This is a genomic window from Variovorax sp. LjRoot84 (assembly GCF_964254305.1).
Lineage (GTDB): Bacteria > Pseudomonadota > Gammaproteobacteria > Burkholderiales > Burkholderiaceae_C > Variovorax.
The window spans coordinates 1,671,847-1,689,785 of record NZ_CAXUTE020000001.1 but is presented as its reverse complement, the minus strand read 5'-3'; the positions used below and the strand labels follow the sequence as shown (position 1 = coordinate 1,689,785).

Below are 17,939 nucleotides of genomic sequence, written 5' to 3'. Positions count from 1 at the left end.
GGCGCAATGCCGCCGGTCTTTTCGGTCACCTCGGGGGAACTCAACGCCTGGATGGTGGCCTTCCTCTGGCCCTTCGTGCGCATGCTGGCGCTGGTCAGCACCGCGCCGATCTTCGGCGAGCCGGGCGTGCCGCGGCAGATCAAGGTCGCGATCGCGGCCCTGCTCGCGGTGGCCGTCGCGCCCACCATCGGGCCGATGCCGCAGGTGCCGGTGGTGTCCGCGGGCGGCGTCTGGATCCTGGTGCAGCAGGTGCTCATCGGCGGCGCCATCGGCTTCGCGATGCGGCTGGTGTTCGCCGCCGTGCTGGCGGCGGGCGAGTACATCGGCCTGCAGATGGGCCTGTCCTTCGCGTCCTTCTTCGATCCGATGAGCGGCGGCGCCACCATGGTGGTCGCGCGCCTGCTGCACATGCTGGCGATGCTGATCTTCCTCGCGCTCGACGGCCACCTGCTGCTGATCGCCGCGCTCGCCGAGAGCTTCCAGACCCTGCCGATCGCCGACGCGCCGCTGGCCGCGCGCGGCTGGATGTTCCTCGTCGCGGGCGCCGGCCAGATCTTCGCCAACGGCCTGATGCTGGCGCTGCCGCTGGTCACGGCGCTGCTCACGCTCAACCTGGCGATGGGCATCCTGAACCGCGCCTCGCCGCAGTTCAGCATCTTCGCGGTGGGCTTTCCGCTGACGCTGCTCGCGGGCATCGGCATGCTGCAACTGCTGATACCGCAGATGGGCGCCTTCCTCGCGCCGCGCATCGCGGCGGGCTTGTCGTCGGTGATGGAGTTGACGCAGGCTTTGCGGCCTTGAGTCCAGGCATGGGGCGCGCTACGGCGCCCGCGTGATCTCCGCGCAGATCACCGGGGCCGGCACATCAGGCGCTGCCGACCCTTGCGTGCCGTCTTCTTCGATGCGCATGGCCGCCTGCAGCGCCGCGATCGCCGCTTCGGCATCGGCCTGGCTGGCCGCATGCACGCGCGCCAGCGGCTCGCCCTTGCGTACCTTGCTGCCCAGCGGCAGCACCTGCGTGAGCCCGACGCGCGGATCGATGCGGTCTTCGGCGCGGCGCCGGCCGCCGCCCAGGGCAACGATGGCCAGGCCGATAGCGCGCACGTCCGCCGCCACCAGTACGCCGTCTTGCGGTGCCGGCAGATCGCATTGCACCGGCGCCTCCGGCAGTTGGCGCACTGCTTGCCCGAGGTCGCTCGCACCACCCAGGCCCGACACCATGCGCGCGAAACGCTCGGCGGCCGCGCCGCTGTCGAGCGCGCGCATGGCGTGGGCCCTGGCCTCGGGCAGGTCGGCCGCGAGGCCGCCTAGGCGCAGCAGCCGCGCCGCGAGCGCCAGGGTCACTTCGAGCAGCCGCGGCTCGCGTTCGACGCCCATCAGGAAATCGATCGCTTCGCGCACTTCGAGCGCATTGCCCGCGCTGCGGCCCAGCACCTGGTTCATGTCGGTGATCAGCGCCTCCGCGCGCAAGCCGGCGCCGGCCGCCACGTCGACCAGGCTCTTGGCCAGCGCCCGCGCGCTATCCAGGCTCGGCATGAAGGCGCCGTTGCCCACCTTCACGTCGAGCACCAGTCCCTCGAGCCCGGCCGCGAGCTTCTTGGAGAGGATGCTGGCGGTGATCAAGGGCAGCGATTCGACCGTGGCCGTCACGTCGCGAATCGCGTAGAGCCGCTTGTCGGCAGGTGCCAGCGTGGGGCCGGCGCCGACGATGGCGCAGCCGGCATCGCGCAGAACGGCGAGCAGCGCATCAAGCGACGGCTCGACGCGGTAGCCCGCCAGCGATTCGAGCTTGTCCAGCGTGCCGCCGGTGTGGCCCAGGCCGCGGCCGGAGATCATCGGCACCACGCCGCCGCAGGCCGCGACGATCGGCGCCAGCATGAGGCTCACCTTGTCGCCCACGCCGCCGGTGGAATGCTTGTCGAGCACCGGGCCCGGCACATCGGGCCATTGCAGCACTTCGCCGGAATGGGTCATGCCGCGCGTCAGTGCCACGCATTCGCCATCGTCCATGCCGTTGAGCAGGATCGCCATCGCCAGCGCGGCGATCTGGCCTTCGCTCCAGCTGCCGTCGGTGAGGCCGCGCACGAAGGCTTCGATCTGCGCCGGCGAGAGCGCATGGCGATCGCGCTTGGCGCGGATGACCTCGGCCGGCAGCAGCATCAATAGACTCCGGGAACGGATGGCTTGCCGGCGCCTTTCTGCAGCAACACCGACTCGATGTCGGCCAGCAGGCCGCTGGCGCCGAAGCGCAGCCGCTTCGGTCCGATGGCCGACTCGCCCAGCATCTCGCGCGCCAGCGCGATGTAGATCGCCGCATCGGCCACCGTGCGCACGCCGCCCGAGGCCTTGAAGCCGACCTCATCTTTTCGCGCGTGGCCGGCGATGGTCTCGAGCATCGCGCGCGCGGCATCGGGCGTCGCGCCCGTGGCCGTCTTGCCGGTGCTGGTCTTGAGGAAGTCGACGCCGGCATCGAGCCCGATGCGGCAGGCCTGGCGGATCAGTTCGGGCGACTGAAGTTCGCCGGATTCGATGATGAGCTTGAGCGTCTTGCCCGCGCAGGCGGCGCAGGCCGCGCGCACCTGCGCGACCAGGGCCGCCGCGCTGTCCGCATTGCCCGCGGCGAGAGCGCGCCAGGGCAGGACCAGGTCCACTTCGTCGCCGCCGGCCGCGAGGATGGCCTGCGTCTCGCGCAAGGCGCGTTCGCTGTCGAGCGCGCCGTCGGGGAAGTTGGCCACGGCCGCGACGCGGATCGATGCCGGCAGCGCGGCCCTGGCCTGCGCCACGAAGCGCGGCCACACGCACAGCGCCGCCGGCGGGCCGGCCGGCCCTTGCGCCTTGGCGCACAAGGCATCGATGGCGGCCGCGTCGTCGCCGTCGTTGAGGCTGGTCAGGTCCAGGCAGGCCAGCGCAATGCGCGCGTCGCGTGTCATGTCGGTTTCCACATCATCTCCTTAACACCTCGTCGCCCGGTGCGTAGTCGGCGGCCTTGAGCGGGCTGCGGCCGGCGATGTAGGCGCGCAGCACCTCGGCATCGACGAAGCCGGTGTTGAGGTAGCCCGGATGCGTCGCCAGCTTGGGATAGCCGTCGCCGCCGGTGGCAGTGAAGTTGTTGATCGCCAGCCGGTACGCGCGCCGCGGGTCGATGGGCTGGCCGTTGACCTTGGCATCCTTCAGCCGTCCGCCTTCGATCAGCATCTGCACGCCCGCCGTCTGCGGGAAGCCGCCCGAGCCCGGTGTCATCCTGGCCGCGGCTTCGAGGTAGCCGAGCAGCTCGGCGCCCGTGAGCTGTACCACGGTCACCTGATTGCCGAAAGGCTGGACCTTGAGCACGTCGCGGTAGGTGATGCGGCCGTTGGGCAGCGAATCGCGCACCCCGCCCGAATTCATGAGCGCGACATCGGCGCCCGTCTTGTCGCGCATGGCCTGGGCGATCAGCCGGCCGAGATTGGTGGCTTGCCTGCGCACCCGTTCGCGATCACCGTCGAACACGCCGGCTGCTTCGCCCACCGGCACCGTCAGCTGCGCCTGCCCGTTGTCCTGGAAGGGCTGCAGGAAGGCGCGCACGCCAGCGTCCTCGGGAATGGTCTCTTCATACGCGACCTTCTTGCCGTCCACAGTGCGCTTGAGGTTGACCGGAATCAGCTGGTACTTGATCAACTCGATCCGGCCCGGGCGCACCTCGAAGTCGGCCCGGCCCACGTACTTTCCCCATTCGTGCGCCTGCACGATCCAGGTGCCGTTCTGACGGTCGGGCGCGCAGGGCGTGCCGGGCACGTAGGCGTCGTTGCGCAGGTTTTCCTGCAGCATGCAGACCGGGTTCTGGCTGTGGCCGCCGACGATCAGGTCGAGCCCGCGGGTGGCGCGCGCCATTTCCACATCGCCCGGCGCGTTGACGCCGCGCCGGCCGTCGGTGTAGTGGCCCATGTGGGTGGCGGCGATCACCATGTCGGCCTTGGCGCGCAGCTCGGGCAGCAGTTGGGCCGCCTCGTCGATGGGCTTGCGGAATTCGATGCCCGCGATGTTGGCGGGCATCACCATCCTGGCCGTGTCGTCGGTGGTCAGGCCCAGCACCGCGATCCGCAAGCCGCCGCGCTCGAACACGCGGTAGGGCTCGAACATGCGCTGGCCGTTCTTGTAGATGTTGGCCGAGAGCAGCGGAAAGCCGGCCCACTGGCGCTGCTTGTCCAGCACCACGGGCGGCTTGTCGAACTCGTGGTTGCCGACCGCCGAGGCGTCGTAGCCGAGCAGGTTCATGCCCTTGAAGTCGGGCTCGGCGTCCTGCAGGTCGGACTCGGGCACGCCGGTGTTGATGTCGCCGCCGTCGAGCAGCAGCGTGTAGCCGCCGCTGGCCTGCACCTCGGCGCGCAGGCGGTCGATGAGCGTCTTGCGCGCGGCCATGCCGTATTCGCCGTCGGCATTGGTCCAGAAGCGGCCGTGGTGGTCGTTGGTGTGCAGCACGGTCAGCTTGATCGGCGCGCGCTCGCCCGGCGCCGTGGCGCAGCCGGCCAGCAGGGCCAGCGCGGCGGCGGCGGCGATGAATGGCATGCGCATGGGTCGAATCCTCCAGAGCAGATCAGATCGCTGCAATGACCGCTGCGAGCAGGCGCGATGCGTCCTGGTCGGCGGCGCGCGCGTTGCGCAGGGTGTGGGCGTGGCTCAGGCTTTCATCGGAGAGCCCCGCAGCCATGTTGGTGAGCATCGAGAAGGCCAGCACCTTCAGGCCCGCATGCCGCGCCAGGATGACCTCGGGCACGGTGCTCATGCCCACGGCCTGCGCGCCCAGCAGGCGCAGCATGCGGATCTCGGCCGGGGTCTCGAACTGCGGGCCCAGCACCCAGGCATAGACGCCTTCGTGCAGCGCGATGCCCGCCTGCGCGGCCGCGGCGCGGGCCTGCGCGCGCAAGGCCGGATCGTAGGCATCGCTCATGTCGACGAAGCGGTCCGAGCCGGGCTCGTCGTGCAGCGGCGTGCGCTGGGCCATGTTGAGGTGATCGGCGATCAGCATCAGCGAGCCCGGGCCCATGTTCGCGTCCAGGCTGCCGGCGGCATTGGTCAGCACGAGGATGCGGCAGCCGGCGGCGGCCAGGCTGCGGATTGGGCCCTTCATGGCCGCCGCGTCGCCGCTTTCGTAGGCGTGCTTGCGGCCGCGCAAGAGCGCGACCGCGCGGCCGCCGATGCGGCCCAGCCGCAGGATGCCGGCATGGCCGTCGACGTTCAGCGCCGGGAAGGCGGGCAGCTCGGGATAAGGGATGTCCGTGGGCGCCTCGACCAGCTCGGCGGCGCGGTCCCAGCCGGAGCCGAGCACCACCGCCAGCTCGGGCACGGGACCGGCGACACGGATGCGCGCGGCGCTTGCTTCGATGGCGTTCATGGCGACCCCCACGCTCGGCACTTCGTGTCCTCGCTGCCCCCCGAGGGGGCGCGGGCTTGCTTGGGGCGGCCCGGCGCTGCGCTCATGGCGACGGCAGATGCGCCGGACCAAAGCTCGCCGGCAGCAGCTCGCCCAGCGTGTAGCGGCCGCGCACCTCGCGCAGGTCGGCACACCACACCGGCGTGTCGTCGTCGGCGAACTCGCGCAGCTTCTGGCGACAGCCGCCGCACGGCGTGACGGGCGCCTTGGCCACGCCGACCACCACCGCCGCCAGCACCCGCGTGCCGCCGGCCAGCACCAGGTGCGCGAGCGCCGAGGCCTCGGCGCACTGGCCCTGCGGATAGGCGGCGTTCTCGATGTTGCAACCCGCATGGACCTGGCCGCGTTCGTCGAGCAGCGCGGCGCCGACTGCGAACTTCGAATAGGGTGCATAGGCGCGCTCGCGGGCGGCGCGGGCGGCATCGATCAACTGCGTCATCTGGGTCTGCGAAACGGCCATCATCGCTCCTTCACGTACGGGATGCCGAGCGCCTTGGGCGCACGCGCCTTGCCCACGAAGCCGGCCAACAGCACCACCGTCATCAGGTAGGGCAAGGCCTGGACCGCCTGCACCGGCACGGCGCCGATCAAGGGCAGCACCGTGCCCTGCAAGCGGATCGACACCGCGTCGAGAAAGCCGAACAACAGGCAGGCGAAAAAGGCGCCGACCGGATGCCACTTGCCGAAGATCATGGCGGCCAGGGCCATGTAGCCGCGGCCGGCCGTCATGTTCGGCATGAACGACGGATTCTGCGCCAGCACCAGGTAGCTGCCGGCCAGGGAGCACAGCACGCCGTTGAGCATGAGCGCCCGGTAGCGCAGCGCGGTGATGGAAACGCCCGCCGCATCCACCATGGCCGGGTTCTCGCCGGTGGCGCGCAGGCGCAGGCCGAAGCGGGTGCGAAACAGCAGCCACCAGACGGCCGGCACCAGCGCGATGGCGAGATACACCAGCGCGTTGTGGCCGAACAGGCCCAGCCCCAGCACCGTGCCCACCCAGGGCAGCGCGCGCAGCGCCTCGCCGGCGCCCGCCCCCCACGGCGCGAGGCGCACCGTGTCGGGCAGCGGGGGCGTCTGGCCGCCCTGCTGGAACCACGCGATGCCCAGCACCACCGTCAGCCCGGCGGCCGTCATGGTGATGGCCATGCCCATCACCACCTGGTCGCCGCGATGGGTCACGCAGCCGAAGCCCTGCAGCAGCGAGAGCGCGACGCCGACGATGAGCGACACGGCCAGGGCCAGGGCCAAGGAGCCGCTCAGCGCAGCGACGCTGCCGGCGGCGAAAGCGCAGGACAGCATCTTGCCTTCGAGGCCCAGATCGATCACGCCCGAGCGCTCGGCCAGCGCACCGGCCAGCGCGCACAGGATCAGCGGCGTCGCCACGCGCAGGGTCGAGGCCAGCAAGGTGCCGAGCGCGACTTCATCCATCGACGGTGCTCCCTGCTGCCGCCGCGGCGCGCGGCGCACGGCGCGTCGCGCGCCACAGCCGTGCCAGCGTCGGCGCCGCCACATGCGCCAGCGCGCCGGAGAACAGCACGATCAGGCCCTGCAGCGTGTACACCATGTCGCGGCTGAAACCGGGAATCTCGAAGGCCAGTTCGGAGCCGCCCTGGTACAGCGCGCCGAAGAGCAGCGCTGCCAGCACGATGCCCACCGGGTGGTTGCGCCCGATCAGCGAGACCGCGATGCCGGCGAAGCCGGCGCCCACCACATACTCGAGCAGCAAGCGCCCGTGCACGCCCGCGATCTCGTTGATGCCCACCAGCCCGGCCAGCGCGCCGGACAACGCCATCGACACCATGATCTGCACGCGCGGCCGCATGCCGCCGTAGTGCGCCGCCTCCGGCGCATGGCCGACCGCGCGGATGGCGTAGCCCGGCTGCGAGCGCCACAGCAGCAGGTACACGCCCACGGCCGCGGCCAGCGCCAGCAGCACGCTCAGGTTGAGCGGCGAGGCCGGCCATTCGATGCCGAGGCCGGCGAGCGCTTCGTGCACGCCGGGCAGGTGCGCCGACGGCGCGAAGGCGCGGCTCTCCACCGTCATGTTGCCGGGCTCCTTGAGCACGTCGACCAGCAGATAGGCCAGGAGCGCCGAGGCGATGAAGTTGAACATGATGGTGGTGATCACCACATGGCTGCCGCGCCAGGCCTGCAGCGCCGCCGGCACCGCGGCCCAGCACATGCCGAACAGCATGGCGGCGCCGATCATCAGCGGCAGCATGGCCCAGCGCGGCAGATGTTCGCCCAGCGCCAGGGCCGCCAGCGCGGTGCCCAGCCCGCCCATCATGGCCTGGCCTTCGCCGCCGATGTTGAACAGGCCCGCATGGAAAGCGACCGCCACCGCCAGGCCGGTGAAGACGAAGGTGGTGGCGTAGTACAGCGTGTAGCTCACGCCCATGCGGCTGCCGAAGGCACCCTGGATCAGCAGCGTGAGCACCTGCCAGGGGTTGTGGCCGACCACGGCGACGACGATGCCGCAGGCCAGGAGGGCCAGCGCGAGGTTGACGAGCGGCAGGACCAAGAGGTCGATCCATCGCGGCAGATCGGTGCCTTGAGGATTCACGACTTCGCGACCTCGTCGCCCGCGCCGCACATCAGGCGGCCCAGCGTGGTCTCGTCGCACTGGGCGACCGGGCGCTCGCCGACGATGCGTCCGCCGGCCATCACGAGCACGCGGTCGGCCAGCGCCAGGATCTCGTCGAGCTCGGACGAGACGACGAGCACCGCACCGCCGCCGGCCGCCATCGCGCGCAGGCGACCGTGGATGAACTCGATGGCGCCGATATCGACCCCGCGCGTCGGCTGGCCCACCAGCAGCACCCGCGGCTTCGGCGCGGCTTCGCGCGCCAGCACCAGCTTCTGCTGGTTGCCGCCGGAGAACTTGGCGCTCGTCAGGCGCACATTGCGCGGCCTCACGTCGTACTCGTCCATCATCCGCGCGGTGTCGGCCTGCATGGCCGACTGCCTCATCCAGCCGTGCCGGCTGTAGCGCGGGCGCCGCTGATAGCCGAGCACGGCCGATTCCCAGGCCGCGAAGGGCAGCACCAGGCCGCGCCGGTGCCGATCTTCCGGCACATGGGCGAGCCCTGCTTCGCGCGCGGCTTCAGGGTCGAGCCAATGCTCGCGCGTGAAGGAGCGCGAGCCCAGCGTGAGCGTGCCGGCCTGCGGCGCCAGCATGCCTGAGAGCACCTCCAGCAGCTCGCTCTGGCCGTTGCCCGAGACGCCCGCGATGCCGACGATCTCGCCCGCACGCAACTGCAGCGACACGTCGACCAGGCGCGGCGTGCCCTGCGCGTCGCGCCAGTTCAGGCCGCGCGCTTCGAGCAGCGGCGCGGCGCTCGCGGCGCGCGCGGCGCTCGCGGCGCTCGCGGCGCTGTCCACGCGCCCCATCTGCACGCGGCGTCCGACCATGGCCTGCGCGAGCGCGTCGACGCTGGTGTCGGCCGTGGCGCAGGCCAGCACCACGGCGCCCGCGCGCATCACCGTCACCGCGTCGCACAGTGCCATGATTTCCTTGAGCTTGTGCGTGATCAGCAGCACCGTGGTGCCGCGCGCGCGCAAGGCCCGCAGCGTGTCGAACAGCTGCTCGGTCTCCTGCGGCGTGAGCACCGCCGTCGGCTCGTCGAGGATCAGGATGCGCGCGCCGCGAAACAGCGCCTTGAGGATCTCCAAGCGCTGGCGTTCGCCAACTGGCAGCTGTTCGACCGGCAGGTCCAGCCGCACTTGCAGGCCGCTGTCGCGCATCAGCGCCTCGAGGCGCGTGCGCACCTGCGCGCGCGCGTTCGGCAGCCGCCAGTGCGGCTCGGCGCCGAGCAGGATGTTGTCGAGCGCGGAAAACGACTCGACCAGCATGAAGTGCTGGTGCACCATGCCGATGCCCAGGGCAATGGCTTCGTGCGCGCCGCGAATCTGCGCAGCCTTGCCTTCGATCTCGATCTCGCCGCTGTCGGCCTGGTAGAAGCCGTACAGGATCGACATCAGCGTGCTCTTGCCGGCGCCGTTCTCGCCCACCACGCCATGCACCGTGCCGGCCGGCACCGTGAGCGTGACTTCGCGATTCGCGTGGACGGCGCCGAAGTGCTTGTCGATGCGCGTCATGCGCACCGCGGGCGCGGGGCTCTCGTTCATGGAATTTCAGCGCGCCCCACGCAAGGCGAATGCCCCCACGCGATACCAGGAACACCGCGGAACCGGCTTTGCCGGGCCGCTGGTGTTGCCCCCGGTGAGGGGGTTGGCGTAGCGACACGAAGTGCGCGAAGCCTGGGGGAGAGTCACAGTTTGCAGGCGTTGTCGGCCATGTAGTCGGCCACCTTGATCTTGCCCGCAATGATGTCGGCCTTGGCCGCGTCGACCTTCGCCTTCATGTCGGCGCTCACCAGCTTGGCGTTGTGCTCGTCCAGCGCGTAGTCGACCCCGCCTTCCTTCAGGCCCAGCGAGGTGACGCCCGGGGTCGGCTTCTTCGCGGCGTTGAGCACCGCCACGTCGACGCGCTTGACCATCGAGGTCAGCATGGTGCCCGGCTGCAGGTGGTTCTGGTTGCTGTCGACGCCGATGGCAAGCTTGCCCGCATCCTTGGCGGCCTGGTAGACGCCCGAGCCGGTGCCGCCGGCGGCGGCGAACACCACGTCGACACCCTTGGCGAACTGCGCCTTGGCGAGTTCACTGCCGCGCGTCGGGTCGCTCCAGGCGGCGGGCGTGGTGCCGGTCATGACCGAGCTCACCTCGACCTTCGGGTTGGCGTACTTGGCGCCCTGCTCATAGCCGCACTGGAACTTGCGGATCAGCGGGATGTCCATGCCGCCGACGAAGCCGACCTTGCCGCTCTTGCTGGCCAGCGCCGCCATCATGCCGACCAGGAAGCTTCCCTCCTGCTCCTTGAACACGATCGATTCGACATTGGGCAGCTTGACCACCGAGTCGATGATCGCGAAGTTGAGCTTGGGGAATTCCTTGGCCACCTTCTCGATGCTGCTGCCCTGCGAGAAGCCGATGCCGATCACCGGGTTGGCGCCGCGCGCGGCCATGCGGCGCATGGCCTGCTCGCGCTGCGCCTCGTTGGCGATCTCGAAGTCGAGGTAGGGCTTGCCGCTTTCCTTCTTCCACATCTCGGCGCCGCGGTAGGCCGCTTCGTTGAAGGACTTGTCGAACTTGCCGCCCATGTCGTAGACGATGGCCGGCTCGGCACCTGCCACCAGCGCGGCGCCGGCGGCGAAAGCGAGGACAAGGGCCTTGTTGAGTTTCATGTGCGCATCCTTGGTGTTGGCGATCCGGCTGTAAGACTTCTTGCTGCGTTGCAGGGCTCGCGAGAGCCTCGGGTCAGGATAGCAAGACTTGCGCCGCATCAACCCCGGGGCACCACTAGCTCCACTACCATGCCGCGATGGCCGCTCCGCTCTCTCCCGCGCTCTCGCAACACCTGCAGGCGTTGCCGAAGGTGCTGCTGCACGAGCATCTCGACGGCGGCCTGCGACCGGCCACCCTGCTCGAACTGCTGCGTGCACGCGGCCTGGCCGCGCCGGCGCCGGACGCCGCAGCGCTGGCGGCCTGGTTCGACGCGCGCGCCCATGCCGGCAGCCTCGCCGAGTACCTGCGCGGCTTCGCCCTCACGGTCGCGGCCATGGCCAGCCCCGCCGCGCTCGCGCGCGTGGCCTTCGAGGCGGCCGAGGACGCGCGGCTCGACGGCTGCGTGCTGGCCGAGTTCCGCATCGCGCCGCTGCTGTTCGAGCCGATGGGCGTGCCGCCCGAGGCCGCGGTCGAGGCGCTCTTGGCCGGCTTGCGCCAGAGCCCGCTCCCGAGCGGGCTGATCCTGTGCGCCATGCGCGAGCAGCCCAGCGCGCACAGCGAGCGCGTGATGCGCCTGGCGCTGCGCTACCGCGCCGAGGGCGTGATCGGCTTCGACCTGGCGGGCGCCGAACGGGGCCATCCGCCGTCGCGCCATGCCGCCGCCTTCGCCATGGCGCGCGAGGCCGGCCTGCCGATCACCTGCCATGCCGGCGAGGCCGACGCGGCCGAGCGCGTGCTGGAAGCGGCGCGCCTGGGTGCGCGCCGCATCGGGCACGGCGTGCGGTTGGCCGACGCGCTGGACGCGGAGGCCGGCAGCGCGGCCCGCGCGATGCTCGACGAAGTGCGCGCCAGCGGCGTGCACCTGGAGCTGTGCCCCACCAGCAACGTCCACACCGGCGCTGCCGCGTCGCTGGCGGCCCACCCGATCCGGCGACTCTGGCAGGCCGGCCTGAGCCTGTCCTTCCATACCGACAACCGGCTGATCTCGATGGTCAGCATGAGCGGAGAAGCGATGGGCCTGGTGCGCGACAACGGCCTGGGCCTGCGCGACCTCGCGGCGATGGGCCTGCAAGCGGCCGAGCATTCCTTCCTTCCCGCGCCGGCGCGCCTGCAGGCGCAGGCTGCGCTGCAAGTCTGGCAGGACCGCACCGGGTGAGTTGCAATCAGCGATGGTGCGGGGATACTTGCCGGTCTGAGAATTCTGGAGTTCACATGCTTCCCGACACGCCCCTCCTCCTGGCTTTCGTGGCCGCAAGCCTGGTGCTTGCCCTCACGCCCGGCCCCGCCGTCGTCTACATCGTCGCCCGCACCCTGGCGCAGGGCCGCGCCTGCGGCCTGGCTTCCGTGCTGGGCGTGGCACTCGGCAACCTCGCCAACGCCGTGGGCGCCGCGCTCGGCCTGGCCGCCTTGTTCGCCGTATCGTCGACCGCTTTCACCGTGGTCAAGTGGGCCGGCGCCGCCTACCTCGTGTATCTCGGCATCCGGATGTGGCGGACGGCGCCGGCCATCGCAATCACCACGCCGCAGGCGCCGCGCAAGCCCTTGCGGCGCGTCTTCCGCGACGGCTTCGTGGTGGCGCTGCTGAACCCGAAGACCACCCTGTTCTTCGCCGCCTTCCTGCCGCAGTTCATGGACGCGCACGCCAGCCCGCTGATGCAGACCCTGGCGCTGGGCGGCGTCTTCATAGCCGTCGCCGGCTGCACCGACCTGGTCTATGTGCTAACGGCCAGTCTCGTCGCACCGCGCCTCGGCCGCGCGGCGCGGCATGCGGTCTGGGGCAACCGGCTCGCGGGCACCTCCTTCATCGGCCTGGGCGTGCTCACGGCCATGGGCACGCGGCCCACGCGCTGAGCCTGCGATGTCTCGCCACTGGCTGATGAAATCCGAGCCCGACGAGTGCTCGATCGACGACGCGCTGGCCGCGCCCGATGCGACCGTGCCATGGACCGGCGTGCGCGGTTGGCAGGCGCGCAACCTCATGCGCAGCGAGATGCAGATCGGCGACGGCGTGCTGTTCTACCACTCGAGCTGCCCCCAACCGGGCATCGTCGGCATCGCTCGCGTGGCTTCCGGCACACGGCCCGATCCGACTCAGTTCGATCCGAAGTCGCCCTACCACGACCCGGCCTCCAAGCCGGAACACCCGCGCTGGCTGCTGCTGGACGTGCAGGCGCTGCGCAAGACCCGGCTGCTGGGCCTGCCCGAGATGCGTGCGACGCCCGCGCTGGCCGACATGGTGGTGCTGCGCAAGGGCAATCGCCTGTCGATCACACCCGTCGATGCCACGCACTGGCACCTCATCGTCGACAAGATGCTGGCTTGAAAAAAACCGGTCCCTACAGACCTCACACAAGAATCGAATGAACTTGCGCACCCTGCTCCCGCTCGTCCTGGCCATCGCCGGCTGCTCCACGCCCAACGAGGTTGTCCGCGTTCGCGAAGGCGTGCTGCGCGCCCCCACATCCGCCGACGCATCGAACTACTGCCGAGAAAAAGCCTCGACCGCGCGGATGCTCGGCAAGGCCCAGGCCGAAGCCGGCATTCTGTTTCGTTGCGAGTGACGGCTCAGGCCACCCTGCACGACTTCACCACCTACGGCGCCGGGTCGGTGCCGAAGTAGGCGTTGGTGCATTGGGCCGTGCCGGTGACGGTCTTTTCCACCCAGCGCGTATCGGCACCGTCCCTCACCAGGGTCGGTCTCGAGACGGTGAAGCTCTGTCCGGCCACTATCTCGGCCGGGTTCGGCACACAATGGACAAGCAGAGAACGCAGGAGATCGCCGCATGAATCCAGCTATGCCGCCTGCTCCGCCGCGGCCGCCTGAGAGTCAGGCCGAGAGCCAGGCCGAGAAGGCATCCCCGGCTCCAGCGGGCGGACCGCTGACCCCCGAGTGGGTGCGCTGGGTCACCGAGCAGCTGCTGCGCGGCTGCACGCCGGAATCGATGCTGGCGGTCATGACCGCTGCCGGCGTCGACGCGCGAGCCAGCGCGGAGCTGATCGAGCTGGTGCCCGTCAACGCGGTCTACATCGCGGCCGAGGGTCGGGCGCAGCAACTTCGCAAGCTCGAGTCGACGCTGGCCAACCTGCAGCTGCTCTGGGAGATCGACCCGATGTACGGCATCGTGGACAAGCGCGTGTCGGTCAGCGAGGATGAATTCATCGATCGCTACGTGCGGGGCTGCCGGCCCCTGGTGCTCACGGGCCATACGCGGGACTGGCCGGCGATGCGGCGGTGGTCGCCGGCCGACCTGAAGATGCGGTTCGGCCATGTCGATGTCGAGGTCCAGGCCGAACGCCAGGCGAATCCACGCTACGAAGAAGACAAGGCCTCGCATCGGCGGACTCTCCGCCTGGGCGATTTCGTCGACCAGGTGCTCGCCGGCGGCGAAAGCAACGACTACTACCTCACCGCCAACAACGAAGCGTTGCGGCGGCCCGACTTCGCGCCGCTGCTGGATGACATAGGCAGCCTGCCGCCGTGCTGCGATCGCGCGGAACTGGCCGGGCGTTCCTCGTTCTGGTTCGGGCCGGGAGGCACCGTCACCCCCTTGCACCACGACACGCTGATGCTGTTCCACACGCAGGTCGTCGGGCGCAAGCGCTGGCGCCTCGTCTCGCCGCTGCAGGGGCCGCGCCTGTACAACACGAACGGCGTCTTCAGCCCCATCGACCTGGATGCGGTCGACCTGAGACAGTTTCCCTTGTTCGAGGGCGTGCGCGTGCTCGAAGTCGTGGTCTGGCCGGGCGAGACCATGTTCCTGCCGCTGGGCTGGTGGCACCAGGTGCGCGCGCTGGACGTCAGCGTGTCTTTCTCGTACTCGAATCTGGCCTTGCCGATCCCGAACCAGTTCACCTACTTCGACCCGGTGCCGCGTGCCGTCCCGTCCACGGATGTTTGATGAAGCACGCGCCCTGCCGTGTGCTCGGCGCTGTTCCGCCGCGCGCCCTGCGGCTGGCGCAGGGCGTGCGCTTCGACGTCTGAAGCCTCGGCTCAGGCGACGCGGCAGGACTTGACGACGAAGGGCGCCGGGTCGGTGCCGAAGAACGCGTTGGTGCAGGGCACCGTGCCGTTGACCGTCTTCTCCACCCAGCGCGTATCGGCGCCATACCTCACCACGGTCGGCGCCGACACGGTGAAGCTTTGTCCCTCGTTGGCCAGGAATGCGCCCGAGGGTGGCGGCGCTGGCGCTGGCGCTGGGGCCGGTGCAGGTGCAGGTGCAGGTGCAGGTGCAGGTGCAGGTGCGGGTGCAGGCGCAGGTGCAGGTGCGGGTGCAGGCGCAGGTGCGGGTGCAGGTGCAGGCGCAGGTGCGGGTGCGGGTGCGGGTGCGGGTGCGGGTGCAGGCGCGGGTGCAGGCGCGGGTGCGGGTGCGGGTGCGGGCGCAGGCGGTGGTGGCGGCGGCGGGGACGCGGTCACCAGCCTGCAGGACTTCACCACGAAGGGCGCCGGGTCGGTGCCGAAGAACTGGTTGGTGCAAGGCACCGTGCCGCTGACGGTCTTCTGCACCCAGCGCGTGTCGGCGCCATAGGCCACCAGCGTCGGGCTCGACACCGTGAAGGTGCCGCCCTCCATGGCCAGCGTCGCCCCGGACGGCGCAGGCGCAGGCGCAGGCGCAGGCGCAGGCGCAGGCGCAGGCGCAGGCGCAGGCGCAGGCGCAGGCGCAGGCGCAGGTGCAGGTGCAGGTGCAGGTGCAGGCGCAGGTGCAGGCGCAGGCGCAGGTGCAGGTGCAGGTGCAGGTGCAGGTGCAGGTGCAGGTGCAGGTGCAGGTGCAGGTGCAGGTGCAGGTGCAGGTGCAGGTGCAGGTGCAGGTGCAGGCGGCGGCGGGGCCGTGGCCGTCACGCAGGACTTCACTACGAAGGGCGCCGGGTCAGTGCCGAAGAACTCGTTGGTGCAGGGCACCGTGCCGTTGACCGTCTTCTCCACCCAACGCGTGTCGGCGCCATAGCGCACCAGGGTCGGGCTTGACACGGTGAAGGTGCCGCCTTCGGTGGCCAGCGTCGTCCCCGATGGCGGCGGCGCTGGTGGTGGCGGCGGCGGCGGTGGCGGGGGTGGAGGCGGCGGCGGCGGCGGGGGCGATCCCGTGACGCCCGAATCCGCCACGCAGGACTTCGCCACCGACGGCGCCGGGTCGCTGCCGAAGAAGGAGACGGTGCAGGTGGCGGCGCCGGTCACGACCTTGTGCACCCAGCGGTTGTCGGCGCCGTAGCTCACCAGCGTCGCGCTCGACATGTTGAAGCTGCCGCCTTGCGCGGCGACGGTGCGGTCGGTGGTCGTCTGCGTGCTGCCCAGGGTCACGCCGGAGGCCTTGGTCGTGAGCACGTGGCAGCTCTTCGTGACGGTGGGGGAAGGATTGATGCCGAAGAAATCGCTCTTGCAGCTGACGTTGCCGGTGACGGTCTTCGGGGTCCAGTTCCCGCCCACGCCGAACTGCACGACGGTGGGCGCAGGCAGGGTGAAGGTCTGGCCCTGGTCGGCGACCTTCGTCACGCTGCCATCCACCTTGAGGATCTTCCCGATCGAGGGCACGCCCGCGTCGTCGATCACGTACAGCAGGTAGTGCCCGATGGGCACGACGTTCGGGCTCTCGTTGAAGGTGATGTCGACGTTCGCGCTTCCCGTGGCCTGGGTGAAGGGCAGCTCGAGGAAGCGCTGCCCGAAATCGGTGGAATGCGTGACCGCGCCGGTGCGAATCAGCGTGACGCGCCCGATCGGCCGCGAGGACGCGACGGTGACGCGGAAGTCGGTGCCGAGCGTCAGCTGGGCCGGTGTCTGGTCGATGATGGGGCGTGGCCGACGCTGGCCGTTGCTGTCGAACAGGTAGGGCGGCGAGTAGATCTCGGCATTGAGGTTCACCACCGGCCCGGGCGAGCCGCCGCCGGCCGACAGCACCGTGCCGTCCGGCAGCAGCATCGCCGTCGAGTGGTAGAGGCGTGCCTTCGTCGCCGCCGCACCGGTGGTCCACTGCCCGTTCGCCGGGTTCCAGATCATCGCGGTGAAGGCGGTGTCGACCAGCTCGTTGTAGCTCGCCGAGCCGCCGGTGACCAGCACCTTGCCGTCCGCCATCACGGTCGCCGTGGCCCAGATGCGGTCGGCCCCGGGCCCCGGGATGGAGGTCACGACGGGGGCGGCACCATTGAAATCCACCACCATCGCGCTGCCGTCCTCGGCGATCAGCAGGACCTTGCCGCGGTCGAACATGGTCCAGGGCATGGCCCAGTTCGCCGTCTTGGGCAGCGTCCCGATCTGCATGATGAACGGGGCCTCGGTGTTCATGCTGAACAGGCGGTTGCCGCTGGTCACCAGCACGCGCCCGTTGGGCGCTAGCACGGCGCGTGGGTAGAACCAGTCGGCCGGCCAGTCCTGCATGTTGAGGGTCTGCCAGCCGAGCGTGGGCCGGTAGATCTCGGGCACCCCGGAGCCCGCACCCCCGCCGTCGATGCCGGCCAGGACGAGCTGGCGTCCGTCGGCCAGCGGCACCAGCGTGCCGTACCAGCGCGCATAGGCCATCGGCGGCCCCGGCGAGATGGTGGCCGCGGCCGGGTCGTACAGGTTGACGTCGCGCACGCCCCCGTTGACCTGATTCGGCGTCAACCCGCGCGTGTCGCCGCCGGCCAGCAGCACGAGCCCGGAGGGCAGCGTGGACTGGGCGGTGCAGAAGAGATCAGTGCGCGTGGTGTGCTGCAGCAGGCTGTGGGCGTTGGTGGCGGGCGTCCACACGTCGTAGTAGAGCTGGGCGCCCTGGGCGCCGCTCGGGTCGGTGCCGTAGCTCATGACCTTGCCGTCGGGCGTCAGCACGGCGTGGATGGCATTGATCGGCCAGGTGATCGGGGCGGCCCATTGACCGCCCGTGCTGGGCGCCACCGGGGCTGCTGCCGGTGCCGCAGCGGCGGCGGCGATGGTCTGGTCGGGCGCGCCCGGGCCACGGTCGATGGGCGCGGTGCGATCCCGCTCCAGCTGCCGCAGCCGGCCGATGTCGTCCAGCGATCTGACGGCCTTGCTGATGGGCGAGGGTGGAGACGGCGGCTTGGGCATTGCTCCAGCGGCCGGCGCTGGCGCTGGTGCCGGTGCATCGCCGGCACCGGTGGGCATGCCGGCGATGCCGGTGCCTGCACTGTCCCCGCCGCCACCGCAAGCGGTGATCACGAACGGGGCGCACAAGGCGATCCATGCGAAGCCCGAAGCACGCGGATCCGGCGAGGCAGTTGCCATATCCCCCCCAGAAGTGAGAACTTTGCGGTTATACATCGG

General features: G+C 70.6%; 16 protein-coding genes. 6 read left to right on the top strand and 10 right to left on the bottom strand.

Features of this window, described 5'->3' with window-relative positions:
• Window positions 1–6: 6 nt before the first annotated feature.
• Window positions 7–801, top strand: a complete 795-nt coding sequence (gene fliR / locus ACSQ9I_RS08545) for a flagellar biosynthetic protein FliR (RefSeq protein WP_436312850.1) — start codon at window positions 7–9, stop codon at window positions 799–801.
• Between the two features lie 18 nt (window positions 802–819).
• Here the strand turns inward: fliR and deoA are convergent, their stop codons facing one another.
• The 9 genes from deoA to ACSQ9I_RS08500 all read right to left on the bottom strand — a co-directional run bounded on the left by deoA (window position 820) and on the right by ACSQ9I_RS08500 (window position 10,653).
• Entirely contained in the window at window positions 820–2,160 is a 1,341-nt protein-coding gene (gene deoA / locus ACSQ9I_RS08540; RefSeq protein ID WP_436312849.1) for a thymidine phosphorylase, read from the bottom strand.
• On the bottom strand, window positions 2,160–2,930 hold the full coding sequence (gene deoC / locus ACSQ9I_RS08535) for a deoxyribose-phosphate aldolase (RefSeq protein WP_436312848.1): 771 nt from the start codon (window positions 2,928–2,930) through the stop codon (window positions 2,160–2,162). Before deoC ends, deoA begins: the two co-directional genes overlap by 1 nt.
• A gap of 13 nt (window positions 2,931–2,943) precedes the next feature.
• Complete coding sequence (gene ushA, locus ACSQ9I_RS08530) at window positions 2,944–4,551, bottom strand: bifunctional UDP-sugar hydrolase/5'-nucleotidase UshA (RefSeq protein WP_436312847.1); 1,608 nt, start codon at window positions 4,549–4,551, stop codon at window positions 2,944–2,946.
• Between the two features lie 22 nt (window positions 4,552–4,573).
• Window positions 4,574–5,371, bottom strand: a complete 798-nt coding sequence (locus ACSQ9I_RS08525; protein WP_436312846.1) for a purine-nucleoside phosphorylase — start codon at window positions 5,369–5,371, stop codon at window positions 4,574–4,576.
• Window positions 5,372–5,453: 82 nt separating this feature from the next.
• Entirely contained in the window at window positions 5,454–5,870 is a 417-nt protein-coding gene (locus ACSQ9I_RS08520) for a cytidine deaminase (RefSeq protein ID WP_436290807.1), read from the bottom strand.
• Window positions 5,870–6,838, bottom strand: a complete 969-nt coding sequence (locus ACSQ9I_RS08515; protein ID WP_436303306.1) for an ABC transporter permease — start codon at window positions 6,836–6,838, stop codon at window positions 5,870–5,872. Before ACSQ9I_RS08515 ends, ACSQ9I_RS08520 begins: the two co-directional genes overlap by 1 nt.
• A complete protein-coding gene (locus tag ACSQ9I_RS08510; RefSeq protein WP_436312845.1) occupies window positions 6,831–7,973 on the bottom strand; it encodes an ABC transporter permease in 1,143 nt (380 codons plus the stop codon). The genes ACSQ9I_RS08515 and ACSQ9I_RS08510 overlap by 8 nt, the downstream gene beginning before the upstream one ends.
• The gene (locus tag ACSQ9I_RS08505) at window positions 7,970–9,538 is read right to left on the bottom strand and encodes an ABC transporter ATP-binding protein (protein WP_436312844.1); all 1,569 of its coding nucleotides are present in this window, start codon (window positions 9,536–9,538) and stop codon (window positions 7,970–7,972) included. The genes ACSQ9I_RS08510 and ACSQ9I_RS08505 overlap by 4 nt, the downstream gene beginning before the upstream one ends.
• A 143-nt stretch (window positions 9,539–9,681) precedes the next feature.
• A complete protein-coding gene (locus ACSQ9I_RS08500; RefSeq protein WP_436312843.1) occupies window positions 9,682–10,653 on the bottom strand; it encodes a BMP family lipoprotein in 972 nt (323 codons plus the stop codon).
• Between the two features lie 137 nt (window positions 10,654–10,790).
• Here ACSQ9I_RS08500 and ACSQ9I_RS08495 point away from each other — a divergent pair, with 137 nt between their 5' ends.
• The 5 genes from ACSQ9I_RS08495 to ACSQ9I_RS08475 all read left to right on the top strand — a co-directional run bounded on the left by ACSQ9I_RS08495 (window position 10,791) and on the right by ACSQ9I_RS08475 (window position 14,592).
• Window positions 10,791–11,849, top strand: coding sequence for an adenosine deaminase family protein (locus tag ACSQ9I_RS08495; protein ID WP_436312842.1), 1,059 nt, complete (start codon window positions 10,791–10,793; stop codon window positions 11,847–11,849).
• Between the two features lie 56 nt (window positions 11,850–11,905).
• Entirely contained in the window at window positions 11,906–12,544 is a 639-nt protein-coding gene (locus tag ACSQ9I_RS08490) for a LysE family translocator (RefSeq protein ID WP_436290810.1), read from the top strand.
• Between the two features lie 7 nt (window positions 12,545–12,551).
• On the top strand, window positions 12,552–13,016 hold the full coding sequence (locus ACSQ9I_RS08485; RefSeq protein ID WP_436312841.1) for an EVE domain-containing protein: 465 nt from the start codon (window positions 12,552–12,554) through the stop codon (window positions 13,014–13,016).
• A 37-nt stretch (window positions 13,017–13,053) separates the two neighbouring features.
• The gene (locus ACSQ9I_RS08480) at window positions 13,054–13,254 is read left to right on the top strand and encodes a hypothetical protein (RefSeq protein ID WP_093101984.1); all 201 of its coding nucleotides are present in this window, start codon (window positions 13,054–13,056) and stop codon (window positions 13,252–13,254) included.
• Window positions 13,255–13,476: 222 nt separating this feature from the next.
• Window positions 13,477–14,592, top strand: coding sequence for a cupin-like domain-containing protein (locus ACSQ9I_RS08475; RefSeq protein ID WP_436312840.1), 1,116 nt, complete (start codon window positions 13,477–13,479; stop codon window positions 14,590–14,592).
• A gap of 92 nt (window positions 14,593–14,684) precedes the next feature.
• On the opposite strand, the gene ACSQ9I_RS08470 is transcribed toward ACSQ9I_RS08475, so the two are convergent.
• Window positions 14,685–17,900 carry a galactose oxidase-like domain-containing protein gene (locus tag ACSQ9I_RS08470; protein ID WP_436312839.1) on the bottom strand — a complete coding sequence of 1,072 codons (3,216 nt, stop codon included), beginning with the start codon at window positions 17,898–17,900 and terminating at the stop codon, window positions 14,685–14,687.
• Window positions 17,901–17,939: the final 39 nt, after the last annotated feature.

Bases quoted from the DNA above. Each gene is read 5' to 3' on its own strand.
- fliR (WP_436312850.1), top strand. From the start codon at position 7: ATGCCGCCGGTCTTTTCGGTCACCTCGGGGGAACTCAACGCCTGGATG.
- deoA (WP_436312849.1), bottom strand. From the start codon at position 2,160: ATGCTGCTGCCGGCCGAGGTCATCCGCGCCAAGCGCGATCGCCATGCG.
- deoC (WP_436312848.1), bottom strand. From the start codon at position 2,930: ATGACACGCGACGCGCGCATTGCGCTGGCCTGCCTGGACCTGACCAGC.
- ushA (WP_436312847.1), bottom strand. From the start codon at position 4,551: ATGCGCATGCCATTCATCGCCGCCGCCGCCGCGCTGGCCCTGCTGGCC.
- ACSQ9I_RS08525 (WP_436312846.1), bottom strand. From the start codon at position 5,371: ATGAACGCCATCGAAGCAAGCGCCGCGCGCATCCGTGTCGCCGGTCCC.
- ACSQ9I_RS08520 (WP_436290807.1), bottom strand. From the start codon at position 5,870: ATGGCCGTTTCGCAGACCCAGATGACGCAGTTGATCGATGCCGCCCGC.
- ACSQ9I_RS08515 (WP_436303306.1), bottom strand. From the start codon at position 6,838: ATGGATGAAGTCGCGCTCGGCACCTTGCTGGCCTCGACCCTGCGCGTG.
- ACSQ9I_RS08505 (WP_436312844.1), bottom strand. From the start codon at position 9,538: ATGAACGAGAGCCCCGCGCCCGCGGTGCGCATGACGCGCATCGACAAG.
- ACSQ9I_RS08500 (WP_436312843.1), bottom strand. From the start codon at position 10,653: ATGAAACTCAACAAGGCCCTTGTCCTCGCTTTCGCCGCCGGCGCCGCG.
- ACSQ9I_RS08495 (WP_436312842.1), top strand. From the start codon at position 10,791: ATGGCCGCTCCGCTCTCTCCCGCGCTCTCGCAACACCTGCAGGCGTTG.
- ACSQ9I_RS08490 (WP_436290810.1), top strand. From the start codon at position 11,906: ATGCTTCCCGACACGCCCCTCCTCCTGGCTTTCGTGGCCGCAAGCCTG.
- ACSQ9I_RS08485 (WP_436312841.1), top strand. From the start codon at position 12,552: ATGTCTCGCCACTGGCTGATGAAATCCGAGCCCGACGAGTGCTCGATC.
- ACSQ9I_RS08480 (WP_093101984.1), top strand. From the start codon at position 13,054: ATGAACTTGCGCACCCTGCTCCCGCTCGTCCTGGCCATCGCCGGCTGC.
- ACSQ9I_RS08475 (WP_436312840.1), top strand. From the start codon at position 13,477: ATGAATCCAGCTATGCCGCCTGCTCCGCCGCGGCCGCCTGAGAGTCAG.
- ACSQ9I_RS08470 (WP_436312839.1), bottom strand. From the start codon at position 17,900: ATGGCAACTGCCTCGCCGGATCCGCGTGCTTCGGGCTTCGCATGGATC.